This window comes from Pseudomonas canadensis (genome assembly GCF_030980095.1).
Classification (GTDB): Bacteria; Pseudomonadota; Gammaproteobacteria; order Pseudomonadales; family Pseudomonadaceae; genus Aquipseudomonas; species Aquipseudomonas canadensis.
Window position 1 is genome coordinate 2604468 of the sequence record NZ_CP133298.1, and the last position, 26792, is coordinate 2631259.

General features: G+C 60.3%; 26 protein-coding genes. 11 read left to right on the forward strand and 15 right to left on the reverse strand.

Annotation, left to right across the window (positions count from 1 at the left end; genetic code table 11):
- Nucleotides 1–20: 20 nt before the first annotated feature.
- The 4 genes from RB216_RS11960 to RB216_RS11975 form a co-directional block, all read right to left on the reverse strand.
- Nucleotides 21–776: an SDR family oxidoreductase gene (locus tag RB216_RS11960; RefSeq protein ID WP_236321011.1), complete on the reverse strand. Its 756-nt coding sequence runs from the start codon at nucleotides 774–776 to the stop codon at nucleotides 21–23.
- A gap of 153 nt (nucleotides 777–929) precedes the next feature.
- Nucleotides 930–1937 carry a substrate-binding domain-containing protein gene (locus RB216_RS11965; RefSeq protein WP_028616429.1) on the reverse strand — a complete coding sequence of 336 codons (1008 nt, stop codon included), beginning with the start codon at nucleotides 1935–1937 and terminating at the stop codon, nucleotides 930–932.
- A 34-nt stretch (nucleotides 1938–1971) separates the two neighbouring features.
- Nucleotides 1972–2949, reverse strand: a complete 978-nt coding sequence (locus tag RB216_RS11970; RefSeq protein WP_028616428.1) for an ABC transporter permease — start codon at nucleotides 2947–2949, stop codon at nucleotides 1972–1974.
- On the reverse strand, nucleotides 2946–4433 hold the full coding sequence (locus RB216_RS11975; RefSeq protein ID WP_236321012.1) for a sugar ABC transporter ATP-binding protein: 1488 nt from the start codon (nucleotides 4431–4433) through the stop codon (nucleotides 2946–2948). Before RB216_RS11975 ends, RB216_RS11970 begins: the two co-directional genes overlap by 4 nt.
- Nucleotides 4434–4716: 283 nt before the next feature.
- Here RB216_RS11975 and rpiB point away from each other — a divergent pair, with 283 nt between their 5' ends.
- The 3 genes from rpiB to RB216_RS11990 all read left to right on the forward strand — a co-directional run bounded on the left by rpiB (nucleotide 4717) and on the right by RB216_RS11990 (nucleotide 8122).
- Nucleotides 4717–5178: a ribose 5-phosphate isomerase B gene (gene rpiB / locus RB216_RS11980; RefSeq protein ID WP_010210973.1), complete on the forward strand. Its 462-nt coding sequence runs from the start codon at nucleotides 4717–4719 to the stop codon at nucleotides 5176–5178.
- A 63-nt stretch (nucleotides 5179–5241) separates the two neighbouring features.
- Nucleotides 5242–6222 carry a sugar-binding transcriptional regulator gene (locus RB216_RS11985; protein ID WP_028616426.1) on the forward strand — a complete coding sequence of 327 codons (981 nt, stop codon included), beginning with the start codon at nucleotides 5242–5244 and terminating at the stop codon, nucleotides 6220–6222.
- Between the two features lie 337 nt (nucleotides 6223–6559).
- Nucleotides 6560–8122, forward strand: coding sequence for a TerC family protein (locus RB216_RS11990; protein ID WP_028616425.1), 1563 nt, complete (start codon nucleotides 6560–6562; stop codon nucleotides 8120–8122).
- Nucleotides 8123–8143: 21 nt separating this feature from the next.
- Here RB216_RS11990 and RB216_RS11995 read toward each other — a convergent pair whose 3' ends face one another.
- The 5 genes from RB216_RS11995 to RB216_RS12015 all read right to left on the reverse strand — a co-directional run bounded on the left by RB216_RS11995 (nucleotide 8144) and on the right by RB216_RS12015 (nucleotide 10933).
- Nucleotides 8144–9100, reverse strand: coding sequence for a hypothetical protein (locus RB216_RS11995; protein WP_028616424.1), 957 nt, complete (start codon nucleotides 9098–9100; stop codon nucleotides 8144–8146).
- A 10-nt stretch (nucleotides 9101–9110) separates the two neighbouring features.
- The gene (locus RB216_RS12000) at nucleotides 9111–9854 is read right to left on the reverse strand and encodes a hypothetical protein (protein WP_028616423.1); all 744 of its coding nucleotides are present in this window, start codon (nucleotides 9852–9854) and stop codon (nucleotides 9111–9113) included.
- Between the two features lie 138 nt (nucleotides 9855–9992).
- A complete protein-coding gene (locus RB216_RS12005; RefSeq protein WP_028616422.1) occupies nucleotides 9993–10214 on the reverse strand; it encodes a hypothetical protein in 222 nt (73 codons plus the stop codon).
- A gap of 41 nt (nucleotides 10215–10255) precedes the next feature.
- The gene (locus tag RB216_RS12010) at nucleotides 10256–10609 is read right to left on the reverse strand and encodes a thioredoxin family protein (protein ID WP_068938034.1); all 354 of its coding nucleotides are present in this window, start codon (nucleotides 10607–10609) and stop codon (nucleotides 10256–10258) included.
- 75 nt (nucleotides 10610–10684) lie between these two features.
- The gene (locus RB216_RS12015; protein WP_028616420.1) at nucleotides 10685–10933 is read right to left on the reverse strand and encodes a hypothetical protein; all 249 of its coding nucleotides are present in this window, start codon (nucleotides 10931–10933) and stop codon (nucleotides 10685–10687) included.
- A gap of 332 nt (nucleotides 10934–11265) precedes the next feature.
- Here RB216_RS12015 and RB216_RS12020 point away from each other — a divergent pair, with 332 nt between their 5' ends.
- The 8 genes from RB216_RS12020 (at nucleotide 11266) to RB216_RS12055 (ending at nucleotide 17840) form a co-directional block, all read left to right on the forward strand.
- Nucleotides 11266–12114, forward strand: coding sequence for a transporter substrate-binding protein (locus RB216_RS12020; RefSeq protein WP_028616419.1), 849 nt, complete (start codon nucleotides 11266–11268; stop codon nucleotides 12112–12114).
- 51 nt (nucleotides 12115–12165) lie between these two features.
- Nucleotides 12166–12828, forward strand: a complete 663-nt coding sequence (locus tag RB216_RS12025) for an amino acid ABC transporter permease (protein ID WP_028616418.1) — start codon at nucleotides 12166–12168, stop codon at nucleotides 12826–12828.
- A gap of 11 nt (nucleotides 12829–12839) precedes the next feature.
- Entirely contained in the window at nucleotides 12840–13502 is a 663-nt protein-coding gene (locus RB216_RS12030; RefSeq protein WP_016976586.1) for an amino acid ABC transporter permease, read from the forward strand.
- The gene (locus tag RB216_RS12035; protein WP_016976585.1) at nucleotides 13499–14281 is read left to right on the forward strand and encodes an amino acid ABC transporter ATP-binding protein; all 783 of its coding nucleotides are present in this window, start codon (nucleotides 13499–13501) and stop codon (nucleotides 14279–14281) included. Before RB216_RS12030 ends, RB216_RS12035 begins: the two co-directional genes overlap by 4 nt.
- Nucleotides 14282–14296: 15 nt before the next feature.
- Nucleotides 14297–14686: a RidA family protein gene (locus tag RB216_RS12040; RefSeq protein ID WP_010210958.1), complete on the forward strand. Its 390-nt coding sequence runs from the start codon at nucleotides 14297–14299 to the stop codon at nucleotides 14684–14686.
- Between the two features lie 151 nt (nucleotides 14687–14837).
- The gene (locus RB216_RS12045) at nucleotides 14838–15602 is read left to right on the forward strand and encodes an IclR family transcriptional regulator (RefSeq protein ID WP_016976583.1); all 765 of its coding nucleotides are present in this window, start codon (nucleotides 14838–14840) and stop codon (nucleotides 15600–15602) included.
- 9 nt (nucleotides 15603–15611) lie between these two features.
- The gene (locus RB216_RS12050; protein ID WP_028616417.1) at nucleotides 15612–16820 is read left to right on the forward strand and encodes an amino acid deaminase; all 1209 of its coding nucleotides are present in this window, start codon (nucleotides 15612–15614) and stop codon (nucleotides 16818–16820) included.
- Between the two features lie 111 nt (nucleotides 16821–16931).
- Nucleotides 16932–17840, forward strand: coding sequence for a sugar kinase (locus RB216_RS12055; protein WP_308908738.1), 909 nt, complete (start codon nucleotides 16932–16934; stop codon nucleotides 17838–17840).
- A gap of 49 nt (nucleotides 17841–17889) precedes the next feature.
- Here the strand turns inward: RB216_RS12055 and RB216_RS12060 are convergent, their stop codons facing one another.
- The 6 genes from RB216_RS12060 to RB216_RS12085 form a co-directional block, all read right to left on the reverse strand.
- Complete coding sequence (locus tag RB216_RS12060; protein WP_003174397.1) at nucleotides 17890–18165, reverse strand: peptidylprolyl isomerase; 276 nt, start codon at nucleotides 18163–18165, stop codon at nucleotides 17890–17892.
- Nucleotides 18166–18210: 45 nt separating this feature from the next.
- A complete protein-coding gene (locus tag RB216_RS12065; protein WP_308908739.1) occupies nucleotides 18211–20706 on the reverse strand; it encodes a PAS domain-containing protein in 2496 nt (831 codons plus the stop codon).
- Nucleotides 20707–20841: 135 nt separating this feature from the next.
- Entirely contained in the window at nucleotides 20842–22800 is a 1959-nt protein-coding gene (locus RB216_RS12070; protein WP_308908740.1) for an acetoacetate--CoA ligase, read from the reverse strand.
- Nucleotides 22801–22813: 13 nt separating this feature from the next.
- Nucleotides 22814–23587 (reverse strand): 3-hydroxybutyrate dehydrogenase, encoded by a 774-nt coding sequence (locus tag RB216_RS12075; RefSeq protein ID WP_028616413.1) that lies wholly within the window; start codon nucleotides 23585–23587, stop codon nucleotides 22814–22816.
- Between the two features lie 7 nt (nucleotides 23588–23594).
- The gene (locus RB216_RS12080) at nucleotides 23595–24986 is read right to left on the reverse strand and encodes a GntP family permease (protein ID WP_308908741.1); all 1392 of its coding nucleotides are present in this window, start codon (nucleotides 24984–24986) and stop codon (nucleotides 23595–23597) included.
- 286 nt (nucleotides 24987–25272) lie between these two features.
- Nucleotides 25273–26682, reverse strand: a complete 1410-nt coding sequence (locus tag RB216_RS12085) for a sigma-54 interaction domain-containing protein (protein ID WP_308908742.1) — start codon at nucleotides 26680–26682, stop codon at nucleotides 25273–25275.
- Nucleotides 26683–26792: the final 110 nt, after the last annotated feature.

A 26792-nucleotide genomic window follows, 5' to 3' on the forward strand; every position in this document is an offset into this window, starting at 1 on the left:
CCTCACGACAAGAAGATGAATTACTGAATGCTGTAGCCGCCGTCGATCACCATGTTGGCGCCGGTGATCATCTGCGCCGCATCACTGAGCAGGTACAACGCCAGCCCGGCGATTTCTTCCGGCTGGGCAAAGCGGCCCGCCGGGATCTGCAACTTGGCCTTTTCACCCACGTCGCCCGCCCAGGCTTTCTTGCCCAGGGCTGTCTCCACAATGGTCGGCGAGATGGCGTTGACGTTGATGTGAGGGGCCCATTCCATGGCCAGTACTTTGCTCATGCCGACAATGGCGGCCTTGCTGGCGCAATAAGCGACGTGCCGGTCCAGGCCGATCACGGCGGCCTGGGAGGCGAGGTTGACGATGCGTCCGCTGCCTTGGGCGAGCATGTGCCGGGCGCAGGCCTGGGCCACGAAGAAGCTGGCCTTGAGGTTGATGTCCAGGGTGGTGTCCCAGGCGCTTTCGCTCACGTCGATGGCCTTGTCCAGCAGTACCACGCCGGCGCTGTTGATCAGGTAATCCAGGCGTTGGAAGTGTTCGAAAACTGTGTCGATGGTGGGTTGTATCTGGCCGATCTGGCCGAGGTCGACGGCAATGCCCAGATGCCCGGCGCCCAGGCTGGCGGCTACCTCGACCACTGCCGGCTCACGGTCCAGCAGCGCCACGCGGGCGCCGCGTTCTACCAGCAGGCTGGCACAGGCCAGGCCGATCCCGGCAGCGCCACCGGTAATCACCGCGCAACGGCCGGTGAGGTCGAAGGCTTGGTTCCAGAATCCAGACATGAATGACTCCATTTTTGAAAACGGTGGAGATCCAATGTGGGAGCGGGCTTGCTCGCGAAAGCGGTTTGTCAGGTGGTATATCAGTTGGCTGATCCACCGCTTTCGCGAGCAAGCCCGCTCCCACATTTGGAATGCATTTATAGGTCGAAACCGTTATTTGCCGCCGCTGACTTGTTTGTACAGCGCATCGGCGTTGGCATTGGTGACCGGCACCCACGGCAGGATGTAGTTCTTGGCCGTGCCGTCCCCCCATTTCACATCCTTGGCATAGCGCTCCCAGATCACCGACTGCGGCTTGTAGTCCTTGCCGGCCAGTGCACGCAGCGCCACGTCCAGCGCGCCCTGGGACTGGGCCTGGGCGTCTTGCAGGAAGGTGGTGACTTCGTCTTTTTTCGCCGCCTGGATCGCGTCCGGCATACCATCGATCGAGGTGACCGGCACGTCCTTGGAGGTCAGCCCGTGGGACTTCAGGGCCTGCACGGCGCCTAGGGCCATGTCGTCGTTCTGCGCGATCACGCCGTTGATGCCTTTGGGGTGGGCGTTCAACCAGTCTTCAGTGAGCGCCAGGGCCTGGGCGCGGTCCCAGTTGGCGGTCTTTTTCTCGATGATCTTGATGTCCGGGTGTTTGCCCAGCACTTCCAGTTCGCCTTTTTCCCGGTCGATCTGCGCCGACTGGCCAATCGGCCCCTGGATAATCACCACGTTGCCTTTGCCATTAAGTTTGTCGACCATGGCCTGGGCCTGCAGGCGGCCGCCTTCGACATCATCGTTACCCACATACGGCACAGAGGCATCGGCTACTTTCGTATTGGAGGCGATGACCACCACGTCGTTGCTCATGGCCGCCTTGACGGTGCCGACGCCGGCCTTGGTGTCGATCGGTACGAACAGGATGGCGTCGTAGCGTTGGGTCACCATGTTTTCGATCTGGTTGTTCTGGGTGAGGGCGTCGTAGTTGCCGTCGAACACGGTCAACTGCACGGTGCCGTCCTTGACCGCCGGGTGTTCCTTGAGCTCGCGGACCCAGTTCTGCATGAACTGGCCCTTGAGGCCGTAGACGGCTGCGCCGACCTTGTAGGTCTTGCCATCGGCGGCCAGGGCGATACTGCAGGCGAGCAGGGAGAGGGCCGCTGTGGCGGCTAAGGTGGTACCAAGTTTCATGAGTAGAACTCCGGTTATTGTTGTGGGTCGTTCTCTAGCGTTTTTTCTTGCGCCACACGTCGATCAGTACTGCGAACACAATGATCAGGCCCTTGGCGACCTGCTGGTAATAAGAGGACACGCCGAGCAGGTTCAGCCCGTTGTTGATCACCCCGATCAACAGTGCGCCGAACAGCGTGCCGACAATGCTGCCGGTGCCGCCCGACAAGCTGGTGCCGCCGATCACCACGGCGGCAATCGCGTCCAGTTCATAGGACACCCCGGCCTGGGGCAGGGCAGAGGTGGTGCGGGCCGAGAGCACCACGCCGGCCAGTCCGGCGAGCAGGCCCGAGACCACGTATACCGAAAACATCACCTTGCGCACGCCGATGCCAGAGGTGCGTGCGCTCTTTTCATTGCCGCCGACCGCGTACACATAGCGGCCGTAGGTCGTGTAGCGCAGCACCATCCAGAAGATCAGCGCAACCACGGCGAAGATGACGATTGGCACGCCGATCGGGCCGATCTTGCCGATGCCCAGCGCCAGGTAGGCGTCGGGCAGGTCGGTGATCGGGCTGCCATCGTTAAGGATGAAGGTCATGCCGCGCGCAATGCTGAGCATGCCCAGGGTGGCCACGAAGGGCGGGATCGACAGGTTCGCGACCATGAAGCCGTTCACCACGCCGAGCATCGCGCCGGCAAACATCCCGGCACTGACCGCCGCCAGCACGCCGTACCCCTGGGTCGCGACCATGGCGCTGCACAACCCGGCAAAGGCCAGGATCGAGCCCACGGACAAGTCGATGCCCTTGGTCAGGATCACATAGGTCATGCCCACCGCAAGGATGCCGTTGATCGAGGTCTGGCGCAGGATGTCCATCCAGTTGCGCCAGGTCATGAAGTATTCACTGGAGAACGCCATCACCACGCACAGCAGGATAAACACCAGCGGCAGGCCGAAGCGGTCGAGGGACAGACGCAGGCGATTGCGCGGCGCGGCAGTGACAGGTGCTGCGAGGGTTTTGGCATTCATGAGGCAAGACTCAACAAGGCTTCCTGGGAAAGGGCGGTGTCGGTGCTGATGGTCACCAGCCGGCCGCCCTTGAATACGGCGATGCGATCGCTCAGGTGCAGCAGTTCCGGCGCTTCCGACGACACCACGATGGCAGCGCCACCGCCGCGTACGAATTGGTCGAGCAGGTGGTAGATCTCCTGCTTGGCGCCTTCATCGATGCCACGGGTCGGTTCGTCACACAGCAGGCAGACCGGCTCGGTGGACAGGCATTTGGCGAGCACCACTTTCTGCTGGTTGCCGCCACTCATGGATGCCACCGGCAATTCCAGGGACGTGGTCTTGATCTGCAGGCGCTTGACCATGTCCTGGGCGAGTTGGGTTTCTTTGCGCGCATTGATCAGCGACCAGCTCGAAAGGCGCTTGTAGGCCGACAGGGCAATGTTGGAAAGAATGCTGCCGGTGAGCACCAGGCCACTGTCCTTGCGATCTTCGGTGACCAGCGACATGCCGGCATTGATGGTCGCCTTCGGCAGCCCGATCGGCATGGGCTTGCCTTGCAGGGTGACACTGCCGGAGTCCGCGACCGTCAGGCCGTAGATGCAGTTGAGGAACTCGCTGCGCCCCGAGCCCATCAAGCCATAAATGCCGAGGATTTCGCCTTGGCGCAATTGCAGGCTGATGTCGTGGAACTCTCCGGTGCGGCTCAGGTGGTCGACTTGCAGACAAGTGTTGGCAGCGCATTCGCGACCGACCTTGTGGTCGATGCGAGTCAATTCCTGGCCGACGATGCCGCGTACCAGATGGTCGCGATCAATGTCCGCCATGCGTCCGCTTTCGACGAAGGCGCCGTCGCGGAAGATGCTGTAGTCGTCGGCGATCTGCGCCAGTTCGCTGAGGCGGTGCGACACATACACAATACCGGCGCCCCGGGCCGTCAGGCGGCGGATGGCCTTGAACAGGGTTTGCGCCTCGTGTTCGCCAATGGCCGAGGTGGGTTCGTCCATGATCATCACCTGGCAGTCATGGCTGAAGGCCTTGGCGATTTCCACCAGTTGGATCTGCGCGACGCTCAAGCGGTGCATGGGGCTGGTGGCATCGACGTCGAACTCCAGGCTTTCCAGCAATTCGCGGGTGCGCCGGTTCAGAGCCTTGTTGTCGACGATGCAACCGACGCGGCGTGGTTCTCGCCCCAGCCAGATGTTCTCGGCGACGGTCATGTAGGGGATGGGTTCCAGCTCCTGGGTGATCATCGCGATCCCCGCTGCCAGCGCTTCACTCGGGCGGTTGAACTGCACCGGTGCGCCGTTGAGCAGAATGCTGCCGGCGTCACGCTGGGTGATGCCCATCAGGATGCTCAGAAATGTCGATTTGCCTGCGCCATTGCCGCCGCACAGGGCGTGGACGCTACCGGCCCGCAGAGAGAGGCGCCCGTCACGCAGGGCAGGGACCCCGGCGTAAGCCTTGGCGACGTGTTCAGCCTGGAGCAGTAATGGCGTGGCCATCGGCGTGTCCTCGTGCTGTGAATTCTTATTAGGTCGCACAGTCATGTTTCGCTGTGATCATATGTGTATCAAATGAAATTCTGATCAGTCAATCTCTTTCATGTAAAAGCACTGATTCTCGTCTTGTTCGTCAATAATGCCTTTTTAGGCGCTTTTGACTGGCAAGTCAGTTAAATCATGCTTGACAGTGAGGGGTGGTTGGCGGCGAAATGCTTGAGCGAAATTTCATTGAGTGATCATATGATCAGTCATAAGTACGATCACGGCAGCGGAGCCAGACGCCATGAACACACCTTTCCCGGTGGCTATCGGATGCGATGAAGCGGGTTTTGAGCTCAAAGAGCTGTTGAAGCGCCATATCGAGGCGCTGGGTTACCCGGTGACCGACTTCGGCACCCATTCCACCGCGCCGGTGCTTTACCCCGACATCGCCCTGGCCGTGGCCAACGCGATCAATGCCGGGCAGCAGCGCCTGGGTGTGCTGGTGTGTGGCACCGGGATCGGCATGGCCATTTCCGCCAACAAGGTGCTGGGCATTCGTGCGGCGCAGGCCCATGACACCTATTCGGCGGAGCGGGCGCGTAAGAGCAACGATGCGCAAATCCTGTCCATCGGCGCGCGAGTGATCGGTGCGGAGCTGGCCAAAAGCATCGTCAAATCATTCCTGGAGTCGGAGTTCGAGTCGGCGCGTTCCGGCGCCAAGGTCGAGCGCATCAATGCGATCGAGCGCGACGGGCATCAGTAGTGGACTAAACGGGGCAAGAGTCGGGAGAATGCGCCTTTGACGCCGAAACGGAAGCCCGTCCCCATGAGTGACAGTACCCAGCGCATTGCCAGCGATATCGATCAGATGACCGAAGTGGCAATGCTCTATTACCTTGAGAACGTCACTCAGGAAGCCATTGCCAAGCGCTTTGACCTGTCGCGGGCGAAAGTCAGCCGCTTGCTCAAGCGTGCGCGCGATGAGGGGATCGTCGAGGTGCGCGTGCTGCAGCACCCGGCCATGAACAACGAGCTGGAGCAGGCATTGGTGCAGCGCTTCAAGCTGGACCGCGCCTTGATTGCCGTGGACCACAGCGACCCCGACACCCAGCGCTCGGCCGTTGCCAGTCTGGTGGCCAACTACCTGAACAAGACGCTGAGCGATGGCATGATTGTCGCGGTAGGCATGGGGCGTAACGTCGGCGCAGTGGCGGACAACGTATTCTTGCCGGTGACACGCAATTGCACATTTGTCTGCGCCATCGGTGGTTCGCTCAAGGCCGGCGAATACATGAACCCCGACCATATCTGCCGGCGCCTGGCGCTGCGCTTCGGGGGGGAGAGTGAAAGCTTGTATGCCCCGGCCCTGGTGGCGAACCCGGAGTTGCGCGGGGTGCTGATCAATAACGACACCGTGCGCTCCACGCTGGACCGGGCGCGGCGCGCGGATATTGCGTTGATCGGTATTGGCGACATGAGTGAGAACAGCAACATGGTGCGCATGGGCTGGTTCTCACCGCAGGAAATCGCCCAGGCCCGGTTGTCCGGCACCGTGGGTGACATGATGGGCTATGACTTTATCGACATTCACGGGCAACCGGCGGTCAACGCGATCCAGGGGCGGGTGATCGGGTTGACGGTGCAGGAGTTGTTTCGCATACCGGATGTGGTGGCGATTGCCAGCGAAAATACCAAGGCGGCGGCGACGCTGGGGGCGTTGCGGTCGGGGGTGATCAATACGCTGGCCACGACGGTGACCAATGCGCATACCATTCTGGCGTTGGATGACGCTACCCGTAAGTCCTGACACCACGATGCCCCTGTAGGAGTCGGCTTGCCGGCGATGGCGTTTGTGAGGACGCCATCGCCGGCAAGCCGGCTCCTACAGGTGAGATTACAGATCTTGTAATAGTTTTGCGTTGTAGGAAGTTTGTGTTTCAGATGTAGGATCCAAGTCCTTTTGTTATTTCAGGATTTGCATGAACACCCTTTCGGAGCCCCCCAGTCGTCTTTCCCCAAGACTTGCGCTGCCGCTGTTCACTCTGAAGCACCCCGTATTCCGACTGCTAACCTTATACCGGTCCACTGACCGCGCCTTGCCGTGCCCGGCATTCTGAAAATCGATGACTGAAGAGACTCAATAAATGGAATGGTTAGCGGATCCAACGGCCTGGCTCGGGCTGTTGACCTTGATTGTGCTGGAACTGGTGCTGGGCATCGACAACCTGGTGTTTATCGCGATCCTGGCGGACAAGTTGCCGCCGGAGCAGCGTGACCGTGCGCGGTTGATCGGCCTGTCCCTGGCGCTGCTGATGCGCCTGGGCCTATTGGCGAGTATTTCCTGGCTGGTGACCCTGACGCAGCCGTTGTTCGAGGTGTTCGACAAGAGCTTCTCGGGCCGTGACCTGATCATGTTGTTTGGTGGTGTATTCCTGTTGTTCAAGGCCACCATGGAATTGCACGAGCGCCTCGAAGGCCATGTGGTCCAGCGCACGGGCAATGCCGCCTACGCGATGTTCTGGCCGATCGTGGCGCAGATCGTGGTGCTGGATGCGGTGTTCTCCCTGGATGCGGTGATTACCGCCGTGGGCATGGTGGACGAGCTGGCGGTGATGATGATCGCGGTGATCGTGTCCATCGGTGTGATGATCGTCGCGAGCAAGCCATTGACCCGCTTCGTCAATGCGCACCCGACGGTGATCATGCTGTGCCTGGGCTTCTTGATGATGATCGGTTTTGCCCTGACCGCCGAAGGCCTGGGTTTCCATATTCCGAAGGGTTACCTGTACGCAGCGATTGGTTTCTCAATCCTGATCGAGTTGTTCAACCAGATCGCACGGGCCCGCCGCAAGAAGTCGGCGCAAGGTGTGTTGCCAGTACGTGAGCGTACGGCCCATGCCGTGATGCGCTTGCTCGGCGGTCGTAGCCTGGCGGTGGAAGAGGTGAGCGATGAGGTTGCCGACCTGCTGGGTGAGCCAGATGCTGGGCAAGGCCCGCTGTTTGATCGGCGCGAGCGCGTGATGATCAGTGGTGTGCTGCAACTGGCCGAACGGCCGATCCGCACACTGATGACACCGCGGGCCAAGGTCGACTGCATCGATCTGGCGGATGATCCCGACAGCATTCGTCTGAAACTGATGCATTCGTCCTACTCGCGACTGCCGTTGATCCGCAACGGCGCCGTCGATGAACCGCTGGGCTTTGTGCACAAGAAGGAGTTGCTCAAGGAATACCTGGCCGGTAACGAGCCGAACCTGGAGCACCTGGCACGCCGGGCGATCAACCTGCTGGACAGTTTCTCGATCCTCAACGCCCTGGAGCAGATGCGTCAGGAATCCACCCACATTGCGTTTGTGATCAACGAATTCGGTGACTTCATGGGCGTGTTGAGCATGACCGACATCCTGGAATCCATCGCCGGTGAGCTGCCGGACGCCAGCGAAATCGAAGGGCCGGATATTGTCGAGGAGGGCGCTGGTTTCCGCGCCAATGGTGCACTGAACCTCAATCAGGTGCGTCAGCGCACGGGCTTCAACGCGGTTGCGACCGACGATTATCAGACCCTGGCCGGCCTGGTGATGAGTCTGCTGGATCGCCTCCCAGTGGTGGGCGACAGCCTGGAACATGAGGGTTGGCGCCTGACGGTGGCGGCGGTGGAGGACCGCCGGGTGACGCAGGTCAGCCTGCTTCGGTGCGTGGATTCCTGATGGGGGCGTAAGCGGTGTCACTCAGCTTCGATTGATGCCTGGAGTGGCGCCGCCGGGTGTTCTGCCGTCACGTCTGAGCGCGGTTTTTTGCTCTTCGAGCGTTTTTTTCCGAAAGGCATCGACGATGTCTTTCAGGCGTTTGGCGTTTGCAATGCCAAATGCCGGGTGTTTTGGGTGCGACAGCCTTGCGGTCGCGTTGAACAAGCCGGCCAATGCAGTCAGTTCCGAAAGGTCGGATATCGGCCAAAACACCCCGGATGCACTTGCCACCGCCACTTTCATCGGGTGTGCGCCGCCTGCTGCGTCACCGACATGTACGTTACAGAGCAGTTGAAGGTAGTCCGCCATTTGAGCCAGCGGCAGGCCGTGGCGTTTTTCTGCCAGGAGCGTGTGCACGGGGATCGCCGCAGTCAGTTTTAAGTTGGGCTGAGTGATTGCGTCGTAGTAAGTGTAGGCCTCCATAGTGAGCTTTCGCAGGTTTGGAGCAGAGGGGGCGCATGTGTCGGGCCTCTGCGTGACAAAAAAATGCCCTTTTTTTGACTGGTTTATCAGTACGTGGTTGGCTTCTGGATCGATCAGCCACATTAGAATCCCCAGGAATTTGGTGTATTCGGAGCTTCTGGTGCTCATGTCTGATTTGAATTCAATCAGGAAGAACCTGTCTTCATGGGCGGTTAGCACATCGCCCGCTGCACTTTCAGCCTTGCCGTCCAATTTCGCGAGTAGTGGCGGTGTTGCCGCCATTTCTTTCACTGCCAGATCGAGCTTTTCCTTGGCCTTATTACAGGTGTTTTGCTGTGTTTTGTCTGAGGGATTGCACAGCAGTAAATGATTGTTCAATTGGAACCAGCCAAGCGCATCTGAAATCAGTGTCTGCTGTTTTTCGCGGTGATGGATCCACTGAATATCGCGAAATGCCAGAATCAACGTATCTTCCCAGGGCTGGTCAGTATTCTCTGTTGCAGTAGCAGTGCTCATATCCATCCCCTCAGTTAACCGCCACGCCACTGAATTTCACCACGTTATCCTCACCCTTGAGGCTGCGAAACCTGATCTTGAGTGCCGGGATGCTCTCCAGCTTCCCGCGCACGGGCTGGAACACCATCGTCACTCGGGTCGGCACATTGCGTACCAGCGCAAATGCGTTCCACTGGTCAGACTTAGATTGGCCGACCTGCAGTTGCTCGACATCCAGGGAGCCGCCGGTTTTTTCAAATAGGGTGCTTTGCTTAAGGTCGCGCATTTCGCGGTCGACATTGGTGTTGGTCAGTTCCAGCAGGCAGCTCGGTGCCTGGCCAATCTGCTCACACTCCAGCAGTTCGATGCGTACACCGTCGACCAGCTCTATACGCTTGCCAAACAGGTTGGCGCCGTCATTTTCAGTCATCAGCTTTTGCGATTGGGCAAATTCGAAAGTGGGTTTGGCGTACTCACTGCCCAAAATGAAAAAACCGCCGGCGAGCAATACGGCCAGGATCACCGAAAGCGTGCCTTTTATCGCATCCGGCAGGCGACGCGCCTGCCAGCCAATAGACAGTGCCGCGAGGAACAGGAACACGCTGATCACCAGAATCAAGTTTTTCCAGTTGAGAAAGCCAAAGCCGAACACGCTGGGATCGGGAAACACATAGGTGATCAGCGCCCACATGGCGCCCAGCGTTGCGCTGATACCGGCCATGACTTTGGTGATTGCAGCATTGAGGCGTTTTTGCGGAAGCAGAGGAGTGTCCATACGCAGAAGAAAATCCATCGAGGCGGTAGAGGTGGTGCCGAACATTAACTCAATGAAGGCATTGAGCTATTATCCAGTAAGTGGCCGCCCGGTAAAGCATTTCGATGCGCTGTCTATCACGCACGGGGCGTGATCGGTTTATGCGGGCGTGTGAAACGTAAGCGTTGTCAGAATCACCCCGCTGGGGTGCAGATCCGTCGACAAGCCTTCGATTAGCGGACGGGTGCCCAATGTGATGATCGCGATGTAGATCAGCAGGCAGAATGACTTGAGTCGCTCGAAATCATGCTGGGCGAGCTCAAGTTGCAAGGTGGGTGACGGGCGTTTCTCCAAGACTTCAGCTTCAATGGTCTTGAACATTGCCGACCTGGTGGCTGAGACTAATTTGAGCAGCTTAGACGCTAGGTCGTACCGTGCAAGAGGGGACGCTGGACGTAGCGGTCGAAAAGCTCTTCCACAGTTTTTTCCTGATCTTTAATGGGGTCGAAACCCTCGATAATTTCCATCAGTTCGCCCATGACGTAAACCAACAAGGTGGGCGTGCCCTTGACATGGGGGTGTTGCGGAGTGTTTGCGCAGTCCAGCACCAGGCTCACGATATCGGGATGCCTGGCAGCAATCCGTTCGAACAATGGGCCGGTGTCTGCGCACGCAGGGCAGCGAGCTGAAACGAACAATAGAAACACGGGGTGGGAGGTACTCAGTACCTTTTCATATTCCTCGGCGTTGGTAATGGTTGCGGTGGCAATTCCCATGATAGTGGTCCTCCTGGACAGTGCGAGTGTCTGCCCACGCTAAGTCGAGGAATCACTGCCGTCTACTGTCAACCTTCACAGGTCGCTATCGCGCTCCAGGCGTTCCCGCGCCTTGCGCGCCTGGCTTGCGCATTTCTTGTATTCAAGGTTGTCCCTCGAAGCCTTTGCCTGACGGTAGCCGTGGTGGTTCTGGCTGGTGTAGTTGGTGCTCAGGGCTGCGTTGAGCTTGCGCAGTTCTTCCTTGCATTCGCGGCGGTCGTTACTGGCCCAAGCACTGCCGGCCACCAGAAAGGAAAGCAAGACCAGGGTGAGGCGGAACTTCATCAGGGCGGAGTCCTTGTCGGAATGAATGTGCCAAGGCTAGCCCAGCGTGGGGATTTTTCCACGCGCCAGACGCACTGCAACGGTGCGCGGTAACGCCGTCGTAGCGCACGCAACTGGGTCTGTCACCGCTGTGTGGGGCCTTGGGTAGCAAAGTGATTTCAGGTGCTGGCTTAACGCCTTATCGCACATTATCTTTTATCTAGTTGATTTAACACAGATTTATCCATGTCGTTTTTTTCTGTTGCCGCGTGTGGCACACTTTCTGCTGTCTATTCCGTTGTTACATACTAAGTTCCGGTATAGCGGAATACACAACTCCTGGAGTGCTTGTCATGCATCACCGACCTTCCGTGTTTAAAGCGTGTGTTTTTCTCTTCGCCGCATCGGCTTCCCTCGCAAGCATCGTGCAGGCGGCGGACAGCAAGCTCGATGATGTGCTCAAGCGTGGGCACTTGATCGTGGGTACAGGCAGTACCAATGCGCCGTGGCACTTCCAGGGAGCGGATGGCAAGTTGCAAGGGTTTGATATCGACATCGGCCGCATAGTGGCCAAGGGCTTGTTCAATGACCCAAGCAAGGTCGAGTTCGTGGTGCAGTCGTCTGACGCCCGGATTCCCAACCTGCTGACCGACAAGGTCGACATGAGTTGCCAGTTCATTACCGTCACCGCCAGCCGTGCCCAGCAGGTCGCGTTCACCCTGCCGTACTACCGCGAAGGCGTGGGCCTGCTGCTGCCGAACAACAGCAAGTACAAAGAGATTGAAGACCTGCAGGCTGGCGGCGACGGCGTCACCGTGGCTGTGCTGCAAAACGTGTATGCCGAAGAGCTGGTGCACCAGGCGTTGCCCAAGGCCAAGGTCGACCAATACGACAGCGTCGACCTGATGTATCAGGCCGTGAACTCCGGTCGCGCCGATGCCGCCGCCACCGACCAGTCCTCGGTCAAATACCTGATGGTGCAGAACCCAGGCCGCTACCGCAGCCCGACGTACGCCTGGAGCCCGCAGACCTATGCGTGCGCCGTCAAGCGTGGCGACCAGGACTGGCTGAACTTCGTCAACACCGCGCTGCATGAAGCCATGACCGGCGTGGAGTTCCCGACCTACAAGGCCTCGTTCAAGCAATGGTTCGGTGTCGACCTGCCGGAACCCGCGATCGGCTTCCCGGTTGAGTTCAAGTAAATCGAAAACCTGGGGCGTCGCTGACGGCGCCCCAATCAGGTACTGCTGACCATGAATTATCAGTTGAACTTTGCCGCCGTGTGGCGCGACTTCCCCAGCTTGCTGGCAGGGCTCGGCCTGGGCCTTGAGCTGGCGCTGCTGTCGATCGCCATCGGCTGTGTGATCGGCCTGATGATGGCGTTTGCCATGCTCTCCAAGCACCGTGCGTTGCGGATCTTCGCCTCGGTGTACGTGACGGTGGTGCGCAATACGCCGATCCTTGTGTTGATCCTGTTGATCTACTTTGCGTTGCCCAGTCTCGGGATCCGTCTGGACAAGATCCCGTCGTTCATCATCACCTTGTCGCTGTACGCGGGTGCCTACTTGACCGAAGTGTTCCGCGCCGGGCTGTTGAACATTCCCAAGGGCCTGCGGGAAGCCGGGTTGGCTATCGGCCTGGGCGAATGGCGTATCCGCGCCTACATCACCGTACCGGTGATGCTGCGCAATGTGCTGCCCGCGCTGTCGAACAATTTCATTTCGCTGTTCAAGGACACCTCGCTCGCCGCCGCTATCGCGGTGCCGGAGCTGACCTATTACGCCCGCAAGATCAACGTCGAAAGCTACCGGGTGATTGAAACCTGGATGGTCACGACGGCGCTCTACGTGGCTGCCTGTTACCTCATTGCCATGCTGCTCCGTTACCTGGAACAGCGTCTGGCGATCCGTCGTTAAGCGAGGTTTCCATGTACGAATCCCCCAGCTGGCTGCATGAGTTGTGGATCGCCCGGGATACCCTCTGGGCGGGCTTTCAAGCCAGTGTTTATGTGTCTGCGTTGGCGATTATCTTTGGCACCCTGATCGGCATTGTCGCCGGGTTGATCCTGACCTACGGCAAGTTCTGGATGCGTGCACCGTTTCGTCTGTATGTCGACCTGATCCGTGGCACGCCGGTGTTCGTGCTGGTGCTGGCGTGTTTCTACATGCTGCCGGCGCTCGGTTGGCAGATCACCGCGTTCCAGGCCGGTGCGGTCGGGTTGACGCTGTTCTGCGGTTCTCACGTCTCCGAGATCGTGCGCGGCGCGCTGCAAGCCATTCCCCGTGGGCAACTGGAAGCGGGCAAGGCCATCGGCCTGACGTTCTACCAGTCCCTGGGCTATGTGTTGCTGCCCCAGGCGCTGCGCCAGATTTTGCCAACCTGGGTCAATTCCTCCACGGAAATCGTCAAGGCCTCCACCTTGCTCTCGGTGATCGGCGTGGCCGAGTTGCTGCTCAGTACCCAGCAAGTGATCGCGCGCACCTTCATGACCCTGGAGTTCTACCTGTTCGCAGGCTTTATGTTCTTTGTCATCAACTACGCCATCGAGTTATTCGGGCGCTACATTGAAAAGCGGGTGGCCTTGCCATGAACCAACCTCACACCAACCAACCGCTGCTGAACATCCGTGGCCTGCGTAAGCAATACGGCCAGGTGGAAGTGCTCAAGGGCGTTGACCTGTCCATGCAGCGCGGCAACGTGGTGACCTTGATCGGCTCCAGCGGCTCGGGCAAGACCACACTGTTGCGTTGCGTCAACCTGCTGGAAGAGTTCCAGGGCGGCCAAATCACCTTGGATGGCGAGTCCATCGGTTACAGCGAAATCGCCGGCAAGCGCGTGCGCCACCCTGAGCGCGTCATTGCGCAGCACCGTGCGATGACGGGCATGGCGTTCCAGCAATTCAACCTTTTCCCCCATTTGACTGCGTTGCAGAACGTTACCCTCGGCTTGCTCAAGGTCAAGAAAATGGGCAAGGACGAAGCCGTTGCGCTGGCGGAAAAATGGCTGGACCGCGTAGGACTTCTAGAGCGTCGCAACCACTTCCCCGGCCAACTGTCCGGCGGCCAGCAACAGCGTGTGGCGATTGCCCGCGCCATTGCCATGAACCCCAGCCTGATGCTGTTCGACGAAGTCACCTCGGCCCTCGACCCCGAGTTGGTGGGCGAAGTGCTCAGCGTGATCAAGGGTCTGGCGGAGGAGGGCATGACCATGTTGCTGGTCACCCACGAAATGCGCTTTGCCTATGAAGTCTCGGACAAGATCGTTTTCATGAACCAGGGCCGCATTGAAGAACAGGGCACCTCGAAGGACATCTTCGAACGCCCGCAATCGCCGCGCCTGGCGGAATTTCTCAAGAACATTCGTTTTTAATCAGGAGCCTTTTTTATGAGCATTACTCGTTACGGTGCCGGTAGCACAGCCGGCGGTGGCCAACCTCGTCCGTTCGCCCGTGCGGTGGAAGCCGATGGTTGGTTGTACGTCTCAGGCCAGGTGCCTGCGGTGGACGGCGAAATCATCACTGGGGGCATCATCGAACAGACCCGTCAGACCATGCGCAACGTGGTGGCGATCCTCGAAGAAGCGGGTTACGAGTTGAAGGATGTCGTGCGCGTCGGCGTGTGGCTGGAAGACCCGCGGGACTTCTGGAGCTTCAACAAAGTGTTCGGCGAATACTTCACCCCGGAACACGCTCCGGCGCGGGCCTGCGTGCAGGCCAATATGATGGTCGATTGCAAGGTCGAGATCGATTGCGTGGCGTACAAGAAAAAAGGCTAAATTGCCCGCCGCTTTCTCTCTAGGAGCGAGCTTGCTCGCGAAGATCGTCAACGATGACGCGCGTAGTCTGGATGAATGCGTTGTCCTTGGGTTTTTCGCGAGCAAGCTCGCTCCTACAGGGGCCTCAACCAACTTGGGACAGATGATTGCCATGACCGAAGACACCATCAAACGCCGCGCCAAAGGCCTGGACCGTGCATTCGATATCCTCGATTTCCTCAAGGAAATCGGCCAGCCCCTGCGCCCGAATGATATTGCCAGCGGCATCGGCAGCCCCAAGTCCACTGTCTACGAACTGGTTGCGTCGCTGCTTGAGCGGCGCATCCTGGAAACGGTGGGCAAGGACGGTCACGTCTACCTCGGCCGCCAGCTGTATTTTCTCGGCCAGGCGCACCTGCGCCATTTCGACCTGACCCGCGAGGCCGATCACGCCTTGCAGGAAATCGTCAGCCAGACCCACGAAACCGCGCAGATGTGCCTGCTCAACGGGCGCAAATACACGGTGGCGCTGATGCGTGAAGGCGAGCGGCATTTCCGTATCTCCTCGGACATTGGCGAAAACGCGCCGATCCCGTGGACCGCTTCCGGGCGCCTGTTGCTGGGGCACTTGAGCGACCAGCAGATCATCGACCTGATCGATCACGACGACTTCATCCTGCCGGACGGTCAGCGCCTGCCGCTGGAGACCTTCCTGGCGCAAATCCGTCAGGCCACCCTCGATGGCTTCTTCTCCTTCGACAGCGTGGCCGACACCTTTACCCACTGCTTTGCCGCCCCGGTGCGGGACGCGCAAGGCATCAGCATCGCGACGCTGTGTATCGTCGCCCCACGCGCCGATGCCACAAAAAACTACAACGACTATCGCCGGGTGTTGATCGACAGCGCCAACAACCTGGCCCGGCGTATCAACGAATAGGAGTTTTCCATGTCTGCCATCAATGCCGTTGAAAAGGGCGCCGCCGCCGTCGGGGCCCACCTGGTCCGTGACGTCAGCCTGCCCGCTCTGGTACTGCACCGTGACGCCCTGGAACACAACATCCGCTGGATGCAGGACTTCGTCAGCAAGAGCGGCGCCGAGCTGGCGCCCCATGGCAAGACCAGCATGATGCCGGCGCTGTTTCAGCGCCAGATCGAAGCGGGTGCCTGGGGGATTACACTGGCCAACGCGGTGCAGACTCGCGCCGCTTATGCCGGTGGCGTGCGTCGCGTGCTGATGGCCAACCAACTGGTGGGCGCGCCGAACATGGCGTTGATCGCTGACCTGTTGGCCGACACGGACTTCGACTTCCACTGCATGGTCGATCACCCGGACAACGTTGCTGACTTGGGTCTGTTCTTCGCCGCCCGTGGCCTGCGCCTGAACGTGATGATCGAATATGGCGTGGTCGGCGGCCGTTGCGGATGCCGCAGCGAGCAGGAAGTGCGTGACCTGGCCAAGGCGATCAAGGCCCAGCCGGCCCTGGCCCTCACCGGTATCGAAGGCTACGAAGGCGTGATCCATGGCGAGCATGCGATCAGCGGCATTCGCGCCTTCGCCGCCAGCCTGGTGCGCCTGGCCGTGGACCTGCAGAACAACGGTTCTTTCGACCTGCCCAAGCCCATCGTCACGGCGTCGGGTTCGGCCTGGTACGACCTGATTGCCGAGTCGTTTGAAGAACAGAACGCTGCTGGCCGCTTCCTCAGCGTATTGCGCCCCGGCAGCTACGTGGCCCATGACCACGGTATCTACAAAGAGGCGCAGTGCTGCGTGCTCGACCGTCGCAGCGACCTCAGTGAAGGCCTGCGCCCGGCCCTGGAAGTCTGGGCCCATGTGCAATCGTTGCCCGAGCCGGGTTTTGCGGTGATCGCCCTGGGCAAGCGCGACGTGGCCTACGACGCTGGTTTGCCGGTGCCACTCAAACGCTACAAGGCCGGAATTTTGCCGGCGCAAGGTGATGACGTGGGCGAGTGCAAGGTCACGGCGGTGATGGACCAACATGCGTTCATGAGCGTGGCGCCGGGGGTTGAATTGCGTATTGGCGACATCATTTCCTTTGGCACATCCCACCCTTGTTTGACGTTTGACAAGTGGCAAGTCGGCTGCCTGGTGGATGAGCAGTTGCAGGTGATCGAGAGTTTGCATACCTGCTTCTAGACCGCGTCGCTCCCTTCGCGAGCAAGCCCGCTCCCACACTTGAAATGCATTCCAAATGTGGGAGCGGGCTTGCTCGCGAAGGGGCCATCAGCCCCAACCGAGATAATCGCCATGACCACCCAACCCCGCATCGCCCTCATCGGCGAATGCATGATCGAACTGCAACACCGCGCTGACGGCAGCCTGCACCAGAGCTTCGGTGGCGACACCTTGAACGCGGCGGTGTACCTGCGCCGCGAACTGGGCGCTACCGGCCATGTCGACTACGTCACGGCCCTGGGCGATGACAGCTTCAGCGATGCCATGTGTCAGCAATGGGCGCAGGAAGGCCTGGGCCTGGGCATGGTCCAGCGCTTGCCTGGACGTTTGCCGGGTTTGTACTGCATCCAGACCGACGCCAATGGCGAACGCAAATTTCTCTACTGGCGCAACGAAGCCGCTGTGCGTGACTGTTTCACCACGCCCGCCGCCGAGCCGATCCTGGCCGCTTTGCCGGACTACGACGTGGTGTATTTCAGCGGCATCACCCTGGCGGTGTTGGGTGACATCGGCCGTGAGCGTTTGCTGCAAACCTTGGTCGAGACCCGTCGGCGAGGGGGCAAGGTGGTGTTCGACAACAACTATCGGCCGCGTCTTTGGGCCAGTGTTGAAGCGGCCCGCACGGCGTATCACCGTGTCTTGGCCGAGGTGGATATCGCCTTGTTGACCGAAGATGACGAGCGTGCGTTGTTTGGTTATGCCGACAGTGAACAAGTGTTCGCGGCGTATCCGGGGATTGAAGAGGTGGTGCTTAAGCGTGGGGCGGATGAATGCCTGATTCGTTGCAAGGGCGAGCGCTTTGCCGTGCCGGCGCTGAAGGTGGAAAAGGTGGTGGATACGACAGCGGCGGGGGATTCGTTCAGTGCGGCGTATTTGGCCAGCCGGCTCAAGGGTTGCTCGCCGGAGGAAGCTGCGCTGGCCGGGCATCGGCTGGCCAGTCGGGTCATCCAAGTACCCGGCGCACTTATTCCCCAAGCCTGACACCGCCTCTGTAGCAGCCGGCTTGCCGGCTCCTACAGAGGGGTGTTGATCAATCGCGGTAGAACACCTGCACCAGGTGATACCCGAACTTGCTCTTGATCGGCCCGTGAACCACCTTCACCGGCTTCTTGAAGATCACCGCATCAATCGCCCCCACCATTTGCCCTGGCCGCACTTCACCCAGATCGCCGCCGCGCTTGCCGGACGGGCAAGTGGAGTACTTCTTGGCCAGCACATCAAAGGCTTCGCCCTTGGCGATGCGCTGCTTGAGTTGTTCGGCTTCTTCGCTGGTTTTCACCAGGATATGACGGGCTTGGGCTTTCATTGATCTCTACCAGGTACGTGCAACGGCGCGCGATTATGCCTGAACTCATTCAACCACGCTGATCATGCTGCGGATTTTCGTGGCCAGCAGGTCGATGGAAAACGGCTTGGCCACCATGTCCATGCCGTCCTCCAGAAAGCCCTGGCGCTCAGCGGCTTTTTCCGCGTAACCGGTCATGAACAATACGCGCAGTCCAGGGCGGTGTTGGCGTGCGATCTCTGCCAGTTGCCGGCCGTTCATGCCCGGCAGTCCGACATCGGTGACCAGTAAGTCCACACGCAAATCCGACTCCAGCAGCGGCAGTGCCGCCCGTGCATCCGCCGCCTGGTGGGCGGTGTAGCCCAGTTCATCGAGCACATTGACCACCAGCATGCGCACCGCCGGGTCGTCTTCGACCACCACCACGGCTTCACCGGCCAGGGCCACCGGGGCTTCACCGAGGCTGGCGGGCAAACTGCTTTCCAGTGCAGTGCCATACAGGCGCGGCAGGTACAGACGCACGCAGGTGCCCTGGCCCGGTTCGCTATGAATGGTCACGTGGCCGCCGGACTGTTGGGCAAAGCCATAGATCATCGACAGCCCCAGGCCGGTGCCTTGGCCGATGGGCTTGGTGGTGAAAAAGGGATCGAAAGCCTTGGCCAGAATCTTCGGTGCCATGCCGGTGCCGTTGTCGCACACACCGAGCATCACGTAGTCGCCAGCCTTGACCGGTTCAAGGGTGGCGATGTCGGTGCCGTCCAGGTAGCTATTGGCGGTTTCTATCAGGATTTCACCGCCGTCGGGCATGGCGTCGCGGGCGTTGATCACCAAGTTGAGCAGAGCGTTTTCCAGTTGGCTGGCGTCGGTGTTCACCGGCCAGATGTCGTGGCCCAGTTGTACCTTGAGCGCGATGTGCGCGCCTTTGGTGCGCCGGAACAAGTCTTCCAGCGAGGCGACCAACTGGTTCGGATCCAGCGGGCGCCGGTCCAGCGACTGTCGGCGCGAGAACGCCAGCAAACGGTGGGTGAGGGCGGCGGCGCGATGGGCTGAGGACACCGCCGCGTCAGTAAAACGACCGATCTCGTCACTGCGCCCGGCAGCGATATAACGCTGCATCAGGTCCAGGCTGCCGATGATGCCAGTGAGCATATTGTTGAAGTCGTGGGCAATGCCGCCGGTGAGCTGGCCGACGGCCTCCATCTTCTGCGCATGGCGCAGTGCATCTTCGGCGCGCTCGCGCTCGTACATCTCGTTTTGCAGGCGCTGGTTGGCTTCGGCCAGGGCTTGGGTGCGTTGGGCTACGCGTTCTTCAAGGTTTTCGTTGAGGTGACGCAGGGCTTCTTCGGTGAGTTTGCGTTCAGTCTCATCGATCACAAAAATGTAGAAACCATTCACCGAGCCGTCAGTGCTGAAGCGCGGCAGGTACTTCATCAAGGCGTGGCGTGGGCGGCCGTCGTGGTGCGGAGTAATGGTCATGAAGCTGCACGCCTTGCCCTTGAGCGCGGCGGCGATCTTGTCTTCACGTCCGGCATACACCTCGTCGCCGAGTACTTCGCGGATGGTCTTGCCGTACAGCTCCTGGGGCGTCATGCCGTACCACTCCAGGTACGCGCTGTTGTTCAGGCGAAAGCGCTGTTCATGGTCGACGTAACCGATCAGCACCGGCATGGCGTTGATGATCAGCTGCAACTCGGTCTGGCTCTGGCACAGGGCCTGTTCGGTGTGTTTGCGCTCGGTCAGGTCTAGCGCGGCCCCGAGGAACCGTGTCGGCCGACCTTGATGATCCTTGTAGCAGCGGCCACGGGCGAACACCCAGCGTATCTGGCCATCGGCCTGCAACAGGCGGTATTCCTCGGCGTACTCGGTGCCGAAGGTGATGCAGTGCTTGATACTGCGCGCCACCATGCCACGGTCTTCAGGGTGTACCCCGTGCAGGTAGTCGCTGATCGGCAACAGGCGCGCATCGCTGGGGTTGACGCCGTGCAGGTAGGCGAAATGCGCGTCGGCGATAAAGCGGTCTTCACCGATATCCCAATCCCAGGTGCCTACCGCGTCGGTGGCGGCCAGGGCCAACTGCAAGCGTTGCTCGGTGTTGTGCTGGGCTCTGCGGCGTTCGTTGGTTTCGATGGCGGTGACGAGGATGCCGGCCACTCGGGTGCTTTCATCGCGGATCGGGCTGTAGGTCAGGTCCAGCCAGATTTCCGTGTCGCGATTGTTGCGCTGCAGCACGAAACGCTGCTCGCTGAAGGTGCGCACCTGGCCGCTGAGTACGGCGTCATAGATCGGCGCGGTAAAGCCTTCCAGCTCCGGCCAGGTCTGATGCGTCGGCTGCCCCATTGCTTCAGGATGTTTGTTGCCGGCCAACTGGGCGAAGCCGTCGTTGTAGAGTTGCGTGAGTTGGTCGCCCCACAGCAGGAGCATCGGCATCGGCGAGTGGACGACGATATCCACGGCGGTGCGCAGGCTTTGCGGCCAACCACTGGTCTCACCGAGCGGGCTTTGCGCCCAGTCCAGCCGCGCAATCAATGCGGCGGCTTCGCTACCGGTGGATGTTCCAATCATGAAAAAGCCCTGAGCGTAACGCTTTGAAAGATGACAACACCCATTATCCCGTGACTTGGGAATGGCTGACTACCCCCGAAAAATAGCATGCATTAGGGGTTTGTCTTCAAATGAGTGCGTCAGGGCTGAAGCCTTTCATCCTCGGGCGAGTTCAGGGCGGTCGCGGAACTGCTCCAGCGCCTTCGGGTTGGCCAGGGCGTCGGTATTCTTCACCGGCTCACCGTGCACCACATTGCGCACCGCCAATTCGACAATCTTGCCGCTGATGGTGCGGGGGATATCGGTGACAGCGAGGATCTTCGCCGGCACATGGCGCGGTGTGGTGTTGGCGCGAATCACCTGGCGGATCTGCTGCTCCAGCGCGTCGTCCAATTCCACACCGTCGTTGAGGCGTACGAACAGCACCACGCGCACGTCGTCCTGCCAGCGTTGGCCGATGGCCAAGCTTTCCTGCACTTGTGGGACTTTTTCCACTTGGCGGTAAATCTCGGCCGTGCCAATCCGCACACCGCCGGGGTTGAGCACCGCGTCGGAGCGCCCGTGGATCAGCAGGCTGCCGTTGGGGCGCTGTTCGGCGTAGTCCCCTTGGGCCCAGACGCCGGGAAACTGGCTGAAATACGAAGCGAGCAGTTTCTTGCGCTCCGGATCGTTCCATAGCCCGATGGGCATGGCCGGGAAATGCCGGGTGCACACTAGCTCGCCTTTTTCGCCGACCAGCGGCTGGCCCTGTTCATCCCACACCTCGATGGCCATCGCCAGGCTCTTGCACTGCATTTCACCGCGACGCACCGGCAGCACCGGGTTGCCGATCACAAAGCAGGAGACGATATCGGTGCCACCGGACATGGACGACAGGCACAGCTCGCCCTTGATCTCGCGGTACACGTAGTCGTAACTCTGGGGCGATAGTGGCGAACCGGTCGAAATCAAGCCTTTGAGACTGCTCAACTTGTGGCTCAGGCGCGGTTGCAAGCCGGCCTTTTCCAAGGTGGCGAGAAACTTGGGACTGGTGCCGAACACGCTGATCTTCTCGGCATCAATCAGGTCGATCAGCCGCTCGGGGCCTGGATGAAACGGCGAACCGTCATACAGCACCGCCGTGGCGCCGATGGCCAGGACCGACACCAGCCAGTTCCACATCATCCAGCCGCAGGTGGTGTAGTAGAACAGGCAGTCCTCGCGGGACAGGTCGGCATGCAGGCCGTGTTCCTTGAGGTGGGTGAGCAGCACGCCGCCGGTGCCGTGGATGATGCACTTGGGGACGCCGGTGGTGCCACTGGAATAGAGGATATACAGCGGATGATCGAATGGCACCGCGACGAATTCAGGCTCGCCGCCGGGCTGATAGAAGTCTTGCCACAGCGCGACGCGGGCGTGGGTCTGATAGTCCTCGATCCTTGCTTGGGGGCGTGCGTACGGCACGATGATCAACTGCTCCAGGGACGGCAGGCGTTCGAGGATTTCATTGAGCTTGGCGGTCTGGTCGATATCGTTGCCGGCATAACGATATCCGGCGCAGGTGATCAGCACCTTGGGCTCGATCTGGCCGAACCGGTCTATCACACCCTGGGTGCCGAAGTCCGGCGATGAGCACGACCAGATTGCGCCGAGGCTGGTGGTGGCAAGCATGCCCACCAGGGTCTGCCAGGTATTGGGCATACACGCCGCGACGCGATCACCCTGGACCACGCCGGCCGCCCGTAGGCTGTTTTGCAGGCCGGCGACATGGGCGGCCAGTTCGGCGTAGGTCAATTGCTCGCGCTGGCCGTCTTCACTGAGGGCGACCACGGCGAGGTGATCGTCGCGGCGGCGCAACAGGTGCTCGGCAAAGTTCAGGGTCGCGCCGGGAAACCATTGGGCGCTGGGCATTTCGGTGTCTTCGATCAGCACCGCGGTGGGCGGGCTGCGAAACTGCACGTCGAAGTACGTCACGATCGCCCGCCAGAAATCCGCGCGCTGGTCGATGCTCCACTGGTGAAGCGCCGGGTAGTCGCTGAGCTGCACGCTGTAGCGTTCGTTGATGTAGCGCCGGAACTGGTCTATCCGCGTGTGGGCGATGCGTTCCGGGGAGGGTTGCCAGAGGATCTCGGACATAGTGGGCCTCTTGTTATTGTGCCAGCCAGCCGCCGTCGATATTCCACGCCGCGCCGCGCACCTGGCTGCCGGCTTCGCTGCACAAGAACAGCACCAGCTCGCCCAATTGCGGCGGCGTGACAAACTCCAGGGACGGCTGCTTCTCCGCCAGCAGATCATGCTGCGCCTGCTGCGGGTCCACGCCGGTGGCCGCGCGATCGTCGATCTGTTTTTGCACCAGCGGCGTCAGCACCCAGCCGGGGCAGATGGCGTTGCAGGTGACGTTACTGGTAGCGGTTTCCAGGCCGACGACCTTGGTCAAACCAATCACGCCGTGCTTGGCTGCCACATACGCGGCCTTGCCCACCGAACCGACCTGGCCATGCACCGAGGCGATATTGACGATACGCCCCCAGCCCTTGGCTTTCATGCCCGGCAAGCTCAAGCGTGTGCTGTGGAACACCGACGACAGGTTGATCGCAATGATCGAGTCCCAGCGCTCCGCCGGGAAGTCTTCCACCGCCGCCACATGTTGGATGCCGGCGTTGTTCACCAGGATATCCACGCCGCCGAATTCATGCTCGGCGTAGGCGATCATGTCGGCGATCTGCGCCGGGTCGCTGACGTCGGCCGGATGATGGCCGACCTTGCCGCCGAAAGCCTGAACCTGGGCGATCACCGCGCTGGCGTCGCCGAAGCCGTTGAGGATCAGGTTGGCGCCGGCCTTGGCCAGGCTCAGTGCAATCCCTAAGCCGATGCCGCTGGTGGAGCCGGTGACCAGGGCGGTCTTGCCGTTCAATGTCGTCATGAAAACCTCACACAATGCCGGTGGCGTAGAAAGTACCGATCACCACGAACACCGCGAGGGTCTTGATAATCGTGATGCCGAAAATGTCCTTGTAGGCTTCGCGGTGCGTCAGGCCAGTGACCGCCAGCAGCGTGATCACCGCGCCGTTGTGGGGCAGGGTGTCCATGCCGCCGCTGGCCATGGCCGCGACGCGGTGCAGCACTTCAAGGGGGATATTGGCCGCATGGGCCGCCGAAATAAAGCTCTCGGACATGGCCGCCAGGGCGATGCTCATGCCGCCCGACGCGGAGCCGGTGATGCCGGCCAGCAGGGTCACGGTGATCGCTTCGTTGACCAGCGGGTTGGGGATGCCCTTGAGCCAGTCCGCCAGCACCAGAAAGCCTGGCAGCGAGGCGATCACGGCACCAAAGCCGTATTCGGACGCGGTGTTCATTGCCGCCAGCAACGCGCCGCTGACCGCGCTCTTGCTGCCTTCGGCGAGCTTGCTTTTGATTGCCGAGAAGCCGAACACCAACACCACGATAATCCCCACCAGCAATGCCGCCTGCACCGCCCAGATCGCGGTGAGCTTGGCGATTTCGGTGGTTACCGGGGTAGTCATGCCTGGCAGAGCAAGGCTGTGGGTCTTGCCGTACCACTGCGGGATCCAGTGCGTGAACAACAGGTTCATCACACCCACCAGGATCAGTGGTGACAGCGCGATCCACGGGTTGGGCAGTGTCAGGTTATCGGCGGTTTCCGGCTCGTTGCGCAGTTCGGTACCGTAGCCTTCACCGGCCCGTTGCGCCTTGTTGCGTTGGCGCGCCAGGTACAGCATGCCGGCGCAAAACACGAAGATCGTGCCGATCAGGCCCAGCCACGGCGCCGCCCAGGCGGTGGTATTGAAAAAGGTGCTGGGGATGATGTTCTGGATCTGTGGCGTACCGGGCAGCGCGTCCATGGTGAACGAGAACGCGCCGAGGGCGATGGTTGCCGGGATCAGGCGTTTCGGGATATTGCTCTGGCGGAACATCTCCGCCGCGAACGGGTACACCGCAAACACCACCACGAACAGCGACACGCCGCCGTAGGTGAGCAGGGCGCAGACCAGCACGATCACGAGCATCGCCTGACGCGTGCCGAGCAGACCGATCGCGGCGGCGACAATGGAGCGCGAAAATCCCGACAGCTCGATCAGCTTGCCGAACACCGCTCCGAGCAGGAACACCGGGAAATACAGTTTGATAAAACCGACCATCTTCTCCATGAACACCCCGGTAAAGGCGGGTGCGACGGCGGACGGATCGGTAAGCAATACAGCGCCGAGCGCGGCGATGGGGGCAAACAGGATAACGCTATAGCCACGGTAGGCAGCCAGCATCAGCAACGCGAGCGCTGCCAGGGCAATGATCACACTCATGGTGTGTCTCCATCGGATTGTTATTTTTGTGGGGTGAGGCTTTGGAGGAGGGCTATAGCGAGATATGTGCCAAATTCATAACTTATTGATATTTATAAAATTTCTATAAATTTGTAGCGGCATTCTTGACTGTTGTCTCTATTTTGAGACGGACAGGGATCAAATGTGGGAGCTGGCTTGCCTGCGATAGCGGTGTGTCAGTCAACAATTGTCCAGCTGAACCACCGCTATCGCAGGCAAGCCAGCTCCCACAGCAGATTATCTTCATATTGAGATTGTTGTCTCTTTAGTGAGACTGAGCGAGACCTAACGCCACCATTTTCTTGTACAACGTCGACCTCCCGAGCCCCAACCGTTTGGCCGCTTCCACCACATTCCCCTCACAGGCCCGCAATGCCGTGCCGATCACCTGCCGATCAAACCGCTCCCGCGCTGCGCTGAAGCTTTCTCCCTCAACCGCCGCTACCGCGCTGCCACGCTCCACCGGCGTAAAGGTGCCGATCGCCGCCCGGATCTCCCCGGCATTCAGCACCAGGTCATCACTCAGCAGCGCCGCGCGCTCCAATACGTTGCGCAGCTCACGGATGTTCCCCGGCCACGCATGCTGCGCCAGCAGCGCCAAGGCTTCACGGTCCAGCTCATGCTGGCTGCGCAACTCCTCAAGAATCGCCTCGCTCAACGCCGGAATGTCCTCCAGCCGCTCACGCAATGGCGGCACCTGGATCGGCAGCACGTTCAGCCGGTAATACAGGTCGGCGCGGAACTCGCCCCGTTTGATCGCCGCCTCCAGGTCCATTGACGTGGCCGCGATCACCCGCACATCGCTGTGCAGCATTTCATTGGAGCCGACCGGCTCGAATTCCTTTTCCTGCAACACCCGCAGCAATTTGCTTTGCAACGGCAGGGGCATGTCGCCGATTTCATCGAGGAACAACGTGCCGCCCTGGGCAATCTGGAATTTGCCCGGACGGCCCTTGCGGTCGGCGCCGGTAAACGCACCCGGCGCGGTGCCGAAGAACTCGGCTTCCAGCAGGTCAGCGGGAATCGCTGCACTGTTGATACTGACAAATGCCTTGTGCGCACGGCTTGAGGCGCCGTGAATTGCCTGGGCGAGCAATTCCTTGCCGGTGCCAGTCTCGCCTAGCAGTAACACCGGCGATTCGGCGCTGGCACTGCGTCGCGCACGGCGTTTGACTTCGAGGCTGGCGGCGCTGGTGCCGATAAAGTGCGCGAAGTTGTATTTGCTCTGGCGCGAACGCAGCAAGGAGCGCGTCGAGGCCAGTTCCTGCTGCATGCTCAAGTAACGCTCAATCAACGGGGACAGGTTGCGCAGTTCATCGAACAGCGCAAAACCAATCGCGCCGATCACCGCGCCTGCGTCGTTGTGGATCGGCAAACGCATCACCACCAACGGGCCTTTGGGCGTGTCCTGGATATCCAGCAGGATCGGCTGGTCGTTGCGCACCACCTGGCGTAACAGACTGTTGGAGATTACCTGTTCACACGGCTGGCCGATGGCTTCGTCGGCGCTCTTGAGGCCGAAACGCTTGGCGTAGCGCTCGTTCATCCACACGATATTGGCGTCGCGGTCGACAATCACCGTGCCTTCGCTGGACTGCTCGATGATCTCGAACAGCGACTGGATGGCCAGGCCACGCACCTGCTGATAGTCCTTGAGGTTATCGGTGATGTTCATGTTTAGGCTACCAACACAAATTGGACATGGAGTCGCGATCCTTGTGGGAGCGGGCTTGCTCGCGAAGGCGGCGTGTCAGCAAGCATATCCGGCACTGATACACCGCTTTC

Coding starts and splice junctions, on each gene's coding strand:
- RB216_RS11960 (WP_236321011.1), bottom strand. CDS start 776: ATGTCTGGATTCTGGAACCAAGCCTTCGACCTCACCGGCCGTTGCGCG.
- RB216_RS11965 (WP_028616429.1), bottom strand. CDS start 1,937: ATGAAACTTGGTACCACCTTAGCCGCCACAGCGGCCCTCTCCCTGCTC.
- RB216_RS11970 (WP_028616428.1), bottom strand. CDS start 2,949: ATGAATGCCAAAACCCTCGCAGCACCTGTCACTGCCGCGCCGCGCAAT.
- RB216_RS11975 (WP_236321012.1), bottom strand. CDS start 4,433: ATGGCCACGCCATTACTGCTCCAGGCTGAACACGTCGCCAAGGCTTAC.
- rpiB (WP_010210973.1), top strand. CDS start 4,717: ATGAACACACCTTTCCCGGTGGCTATCGGATGCGATGAAGCGGGTTTT.
- RB216_RS11985 (WP_028616426.1), top strand. CDS start 5,242: ATGAGTGACAGTACCCAGCGCATTGCCAGCGATATCGATCAGATGACC.
- RB216_RS11990 (WP_028616425.1), top strand. CDS start 6,560: ATGGAATGGTTAGCGGATCCAACGGCCTGGCTCGGGCTGTTGACCTTG.
- RB216_RS11995 (WP_028616424.1), bottom strand. CDS start 9,100: ATGAGCACTGCTACTGCAACAGAGAATACTGACCAGCCCTGGGAAGAT.
- RB216_RS12000 (WP_028616423.1), bottom strand. CDS start 9,854: ATGGACACTCCTCTGCTTCCGCAAAAACGCCTCAATGCTGCAATCACC.
- RB216_RS12005 (WP_028616422.1), bottom strand. CDS start 10,214: ATGTTCAAGACCATTGAAGCTGAAGTCTTGGAGAAACGCCCGTCACCC.
- RB216_RS12010 (WP_068938034.1), bottom strand. CDS start 10,609: ATGGGAATTGCCACCGCAACCATTACCAACGCCGAGGAATATGAAAAG.
- RB216_RS12015 (WP_028616420.1), bottom strand. CDS start 10,933: ATGAAGTTCCGCCTCACCCTGGTCTTGCTTTCCTTTCTGGTGGCCGGC.
- RB216_RS12020 (WP_028616419.1), top strand. CDS start 11,266: ATGCATCACCGACCTTCCGTGTTTAAAGCGTGTGTTTTTCTCTTCGCC.
- RB216_RS12025 (WP_028616418.1), top strand. CDS start 12,166: ATGAATTATCAGTTGAACTTTGCCGCCGTGTGGCGCGACTTCCCCAGC.
- RB216_RS12030 (WP_016976586.1), top strand. CDS start 12,840: ATGTACGAATCCCCCAGCTGGCTGCATGAGTTGTGGATCGCCCGGGAT.
- RB216_RS12035 (WP_016976585.1), top strand. CDS start 13,499: ATGAACCAACCTCACACCAACCAACCGCTGCTGAACATCCGTGGCCTG.
- RB216_RS12040 (WP_010210958.1), top strand. CDS start 14,297: ATGAGCATTACTCGTTACGGTGCCGGTAGCACAGCCGGCGGTGGCCAA.
- RB216_RS12045 (WP_016976583.1), top strand. CDS start 14,838: ATGACCGAAGACACCATCAAACGCCGCGCCAAAGGCCTGGACCGTGCA.
- RB216_RS12050 (WP_028616417.1), top strand. CDS start 15,612: ATGTCTGCCATCAATGCCGTTGAAAAGGGCGCCGCCGCCGTCGGGGCC.
- RB216_RS12055 (WP_308908738.1), top strand. CDS start 16,932: ATGACCACCCAACCCCGCATCGCCCTCATCGGCGAATGCATGATCGAA.
- RB216_RS12060 (WP_003174397.1), bottom strand. CDS start 18,165: ATGAAAGCCCAAGCCCGTCATATCCTGGTGAAAACCAGCGAAGAAGCC.
- RB216_RS12065 (WP_308908739.1), bottom strand. CDS start 20,706: ATGATTGGAACATCCACCGGTAGCGAAGCCGCCGCATTGATTGCGCGG.
- RB216_RS12070 (WP_308908740.1), bottom strand. CDS start 22,800: ATGTCCGAGATCCTCTGGCAACCCTCCCCGGAACGCATCGCCCACACG.
- RB216_RS12075 (WP_028616413.1), bottom strand. CDS start 23,587: ATGACGACATTGAACGGCAAGACCGCCCTGGTCACCGGCTCCACCAGC.
- RB216_RS12080 (WP_308908741.1), bottom strand. CDS start 24,986: ATGAGTGTGATCATTGCCCTGGCAGCGCTCGCGTTGCTGATGCTGGCT.
- RB216_RS12085 (WP_308908742.1), bottom strand. CDS start 26,682: ATGAACATCACCGATAACCTCAAGGACTATCAGCAGGTGCGTGGCCTG.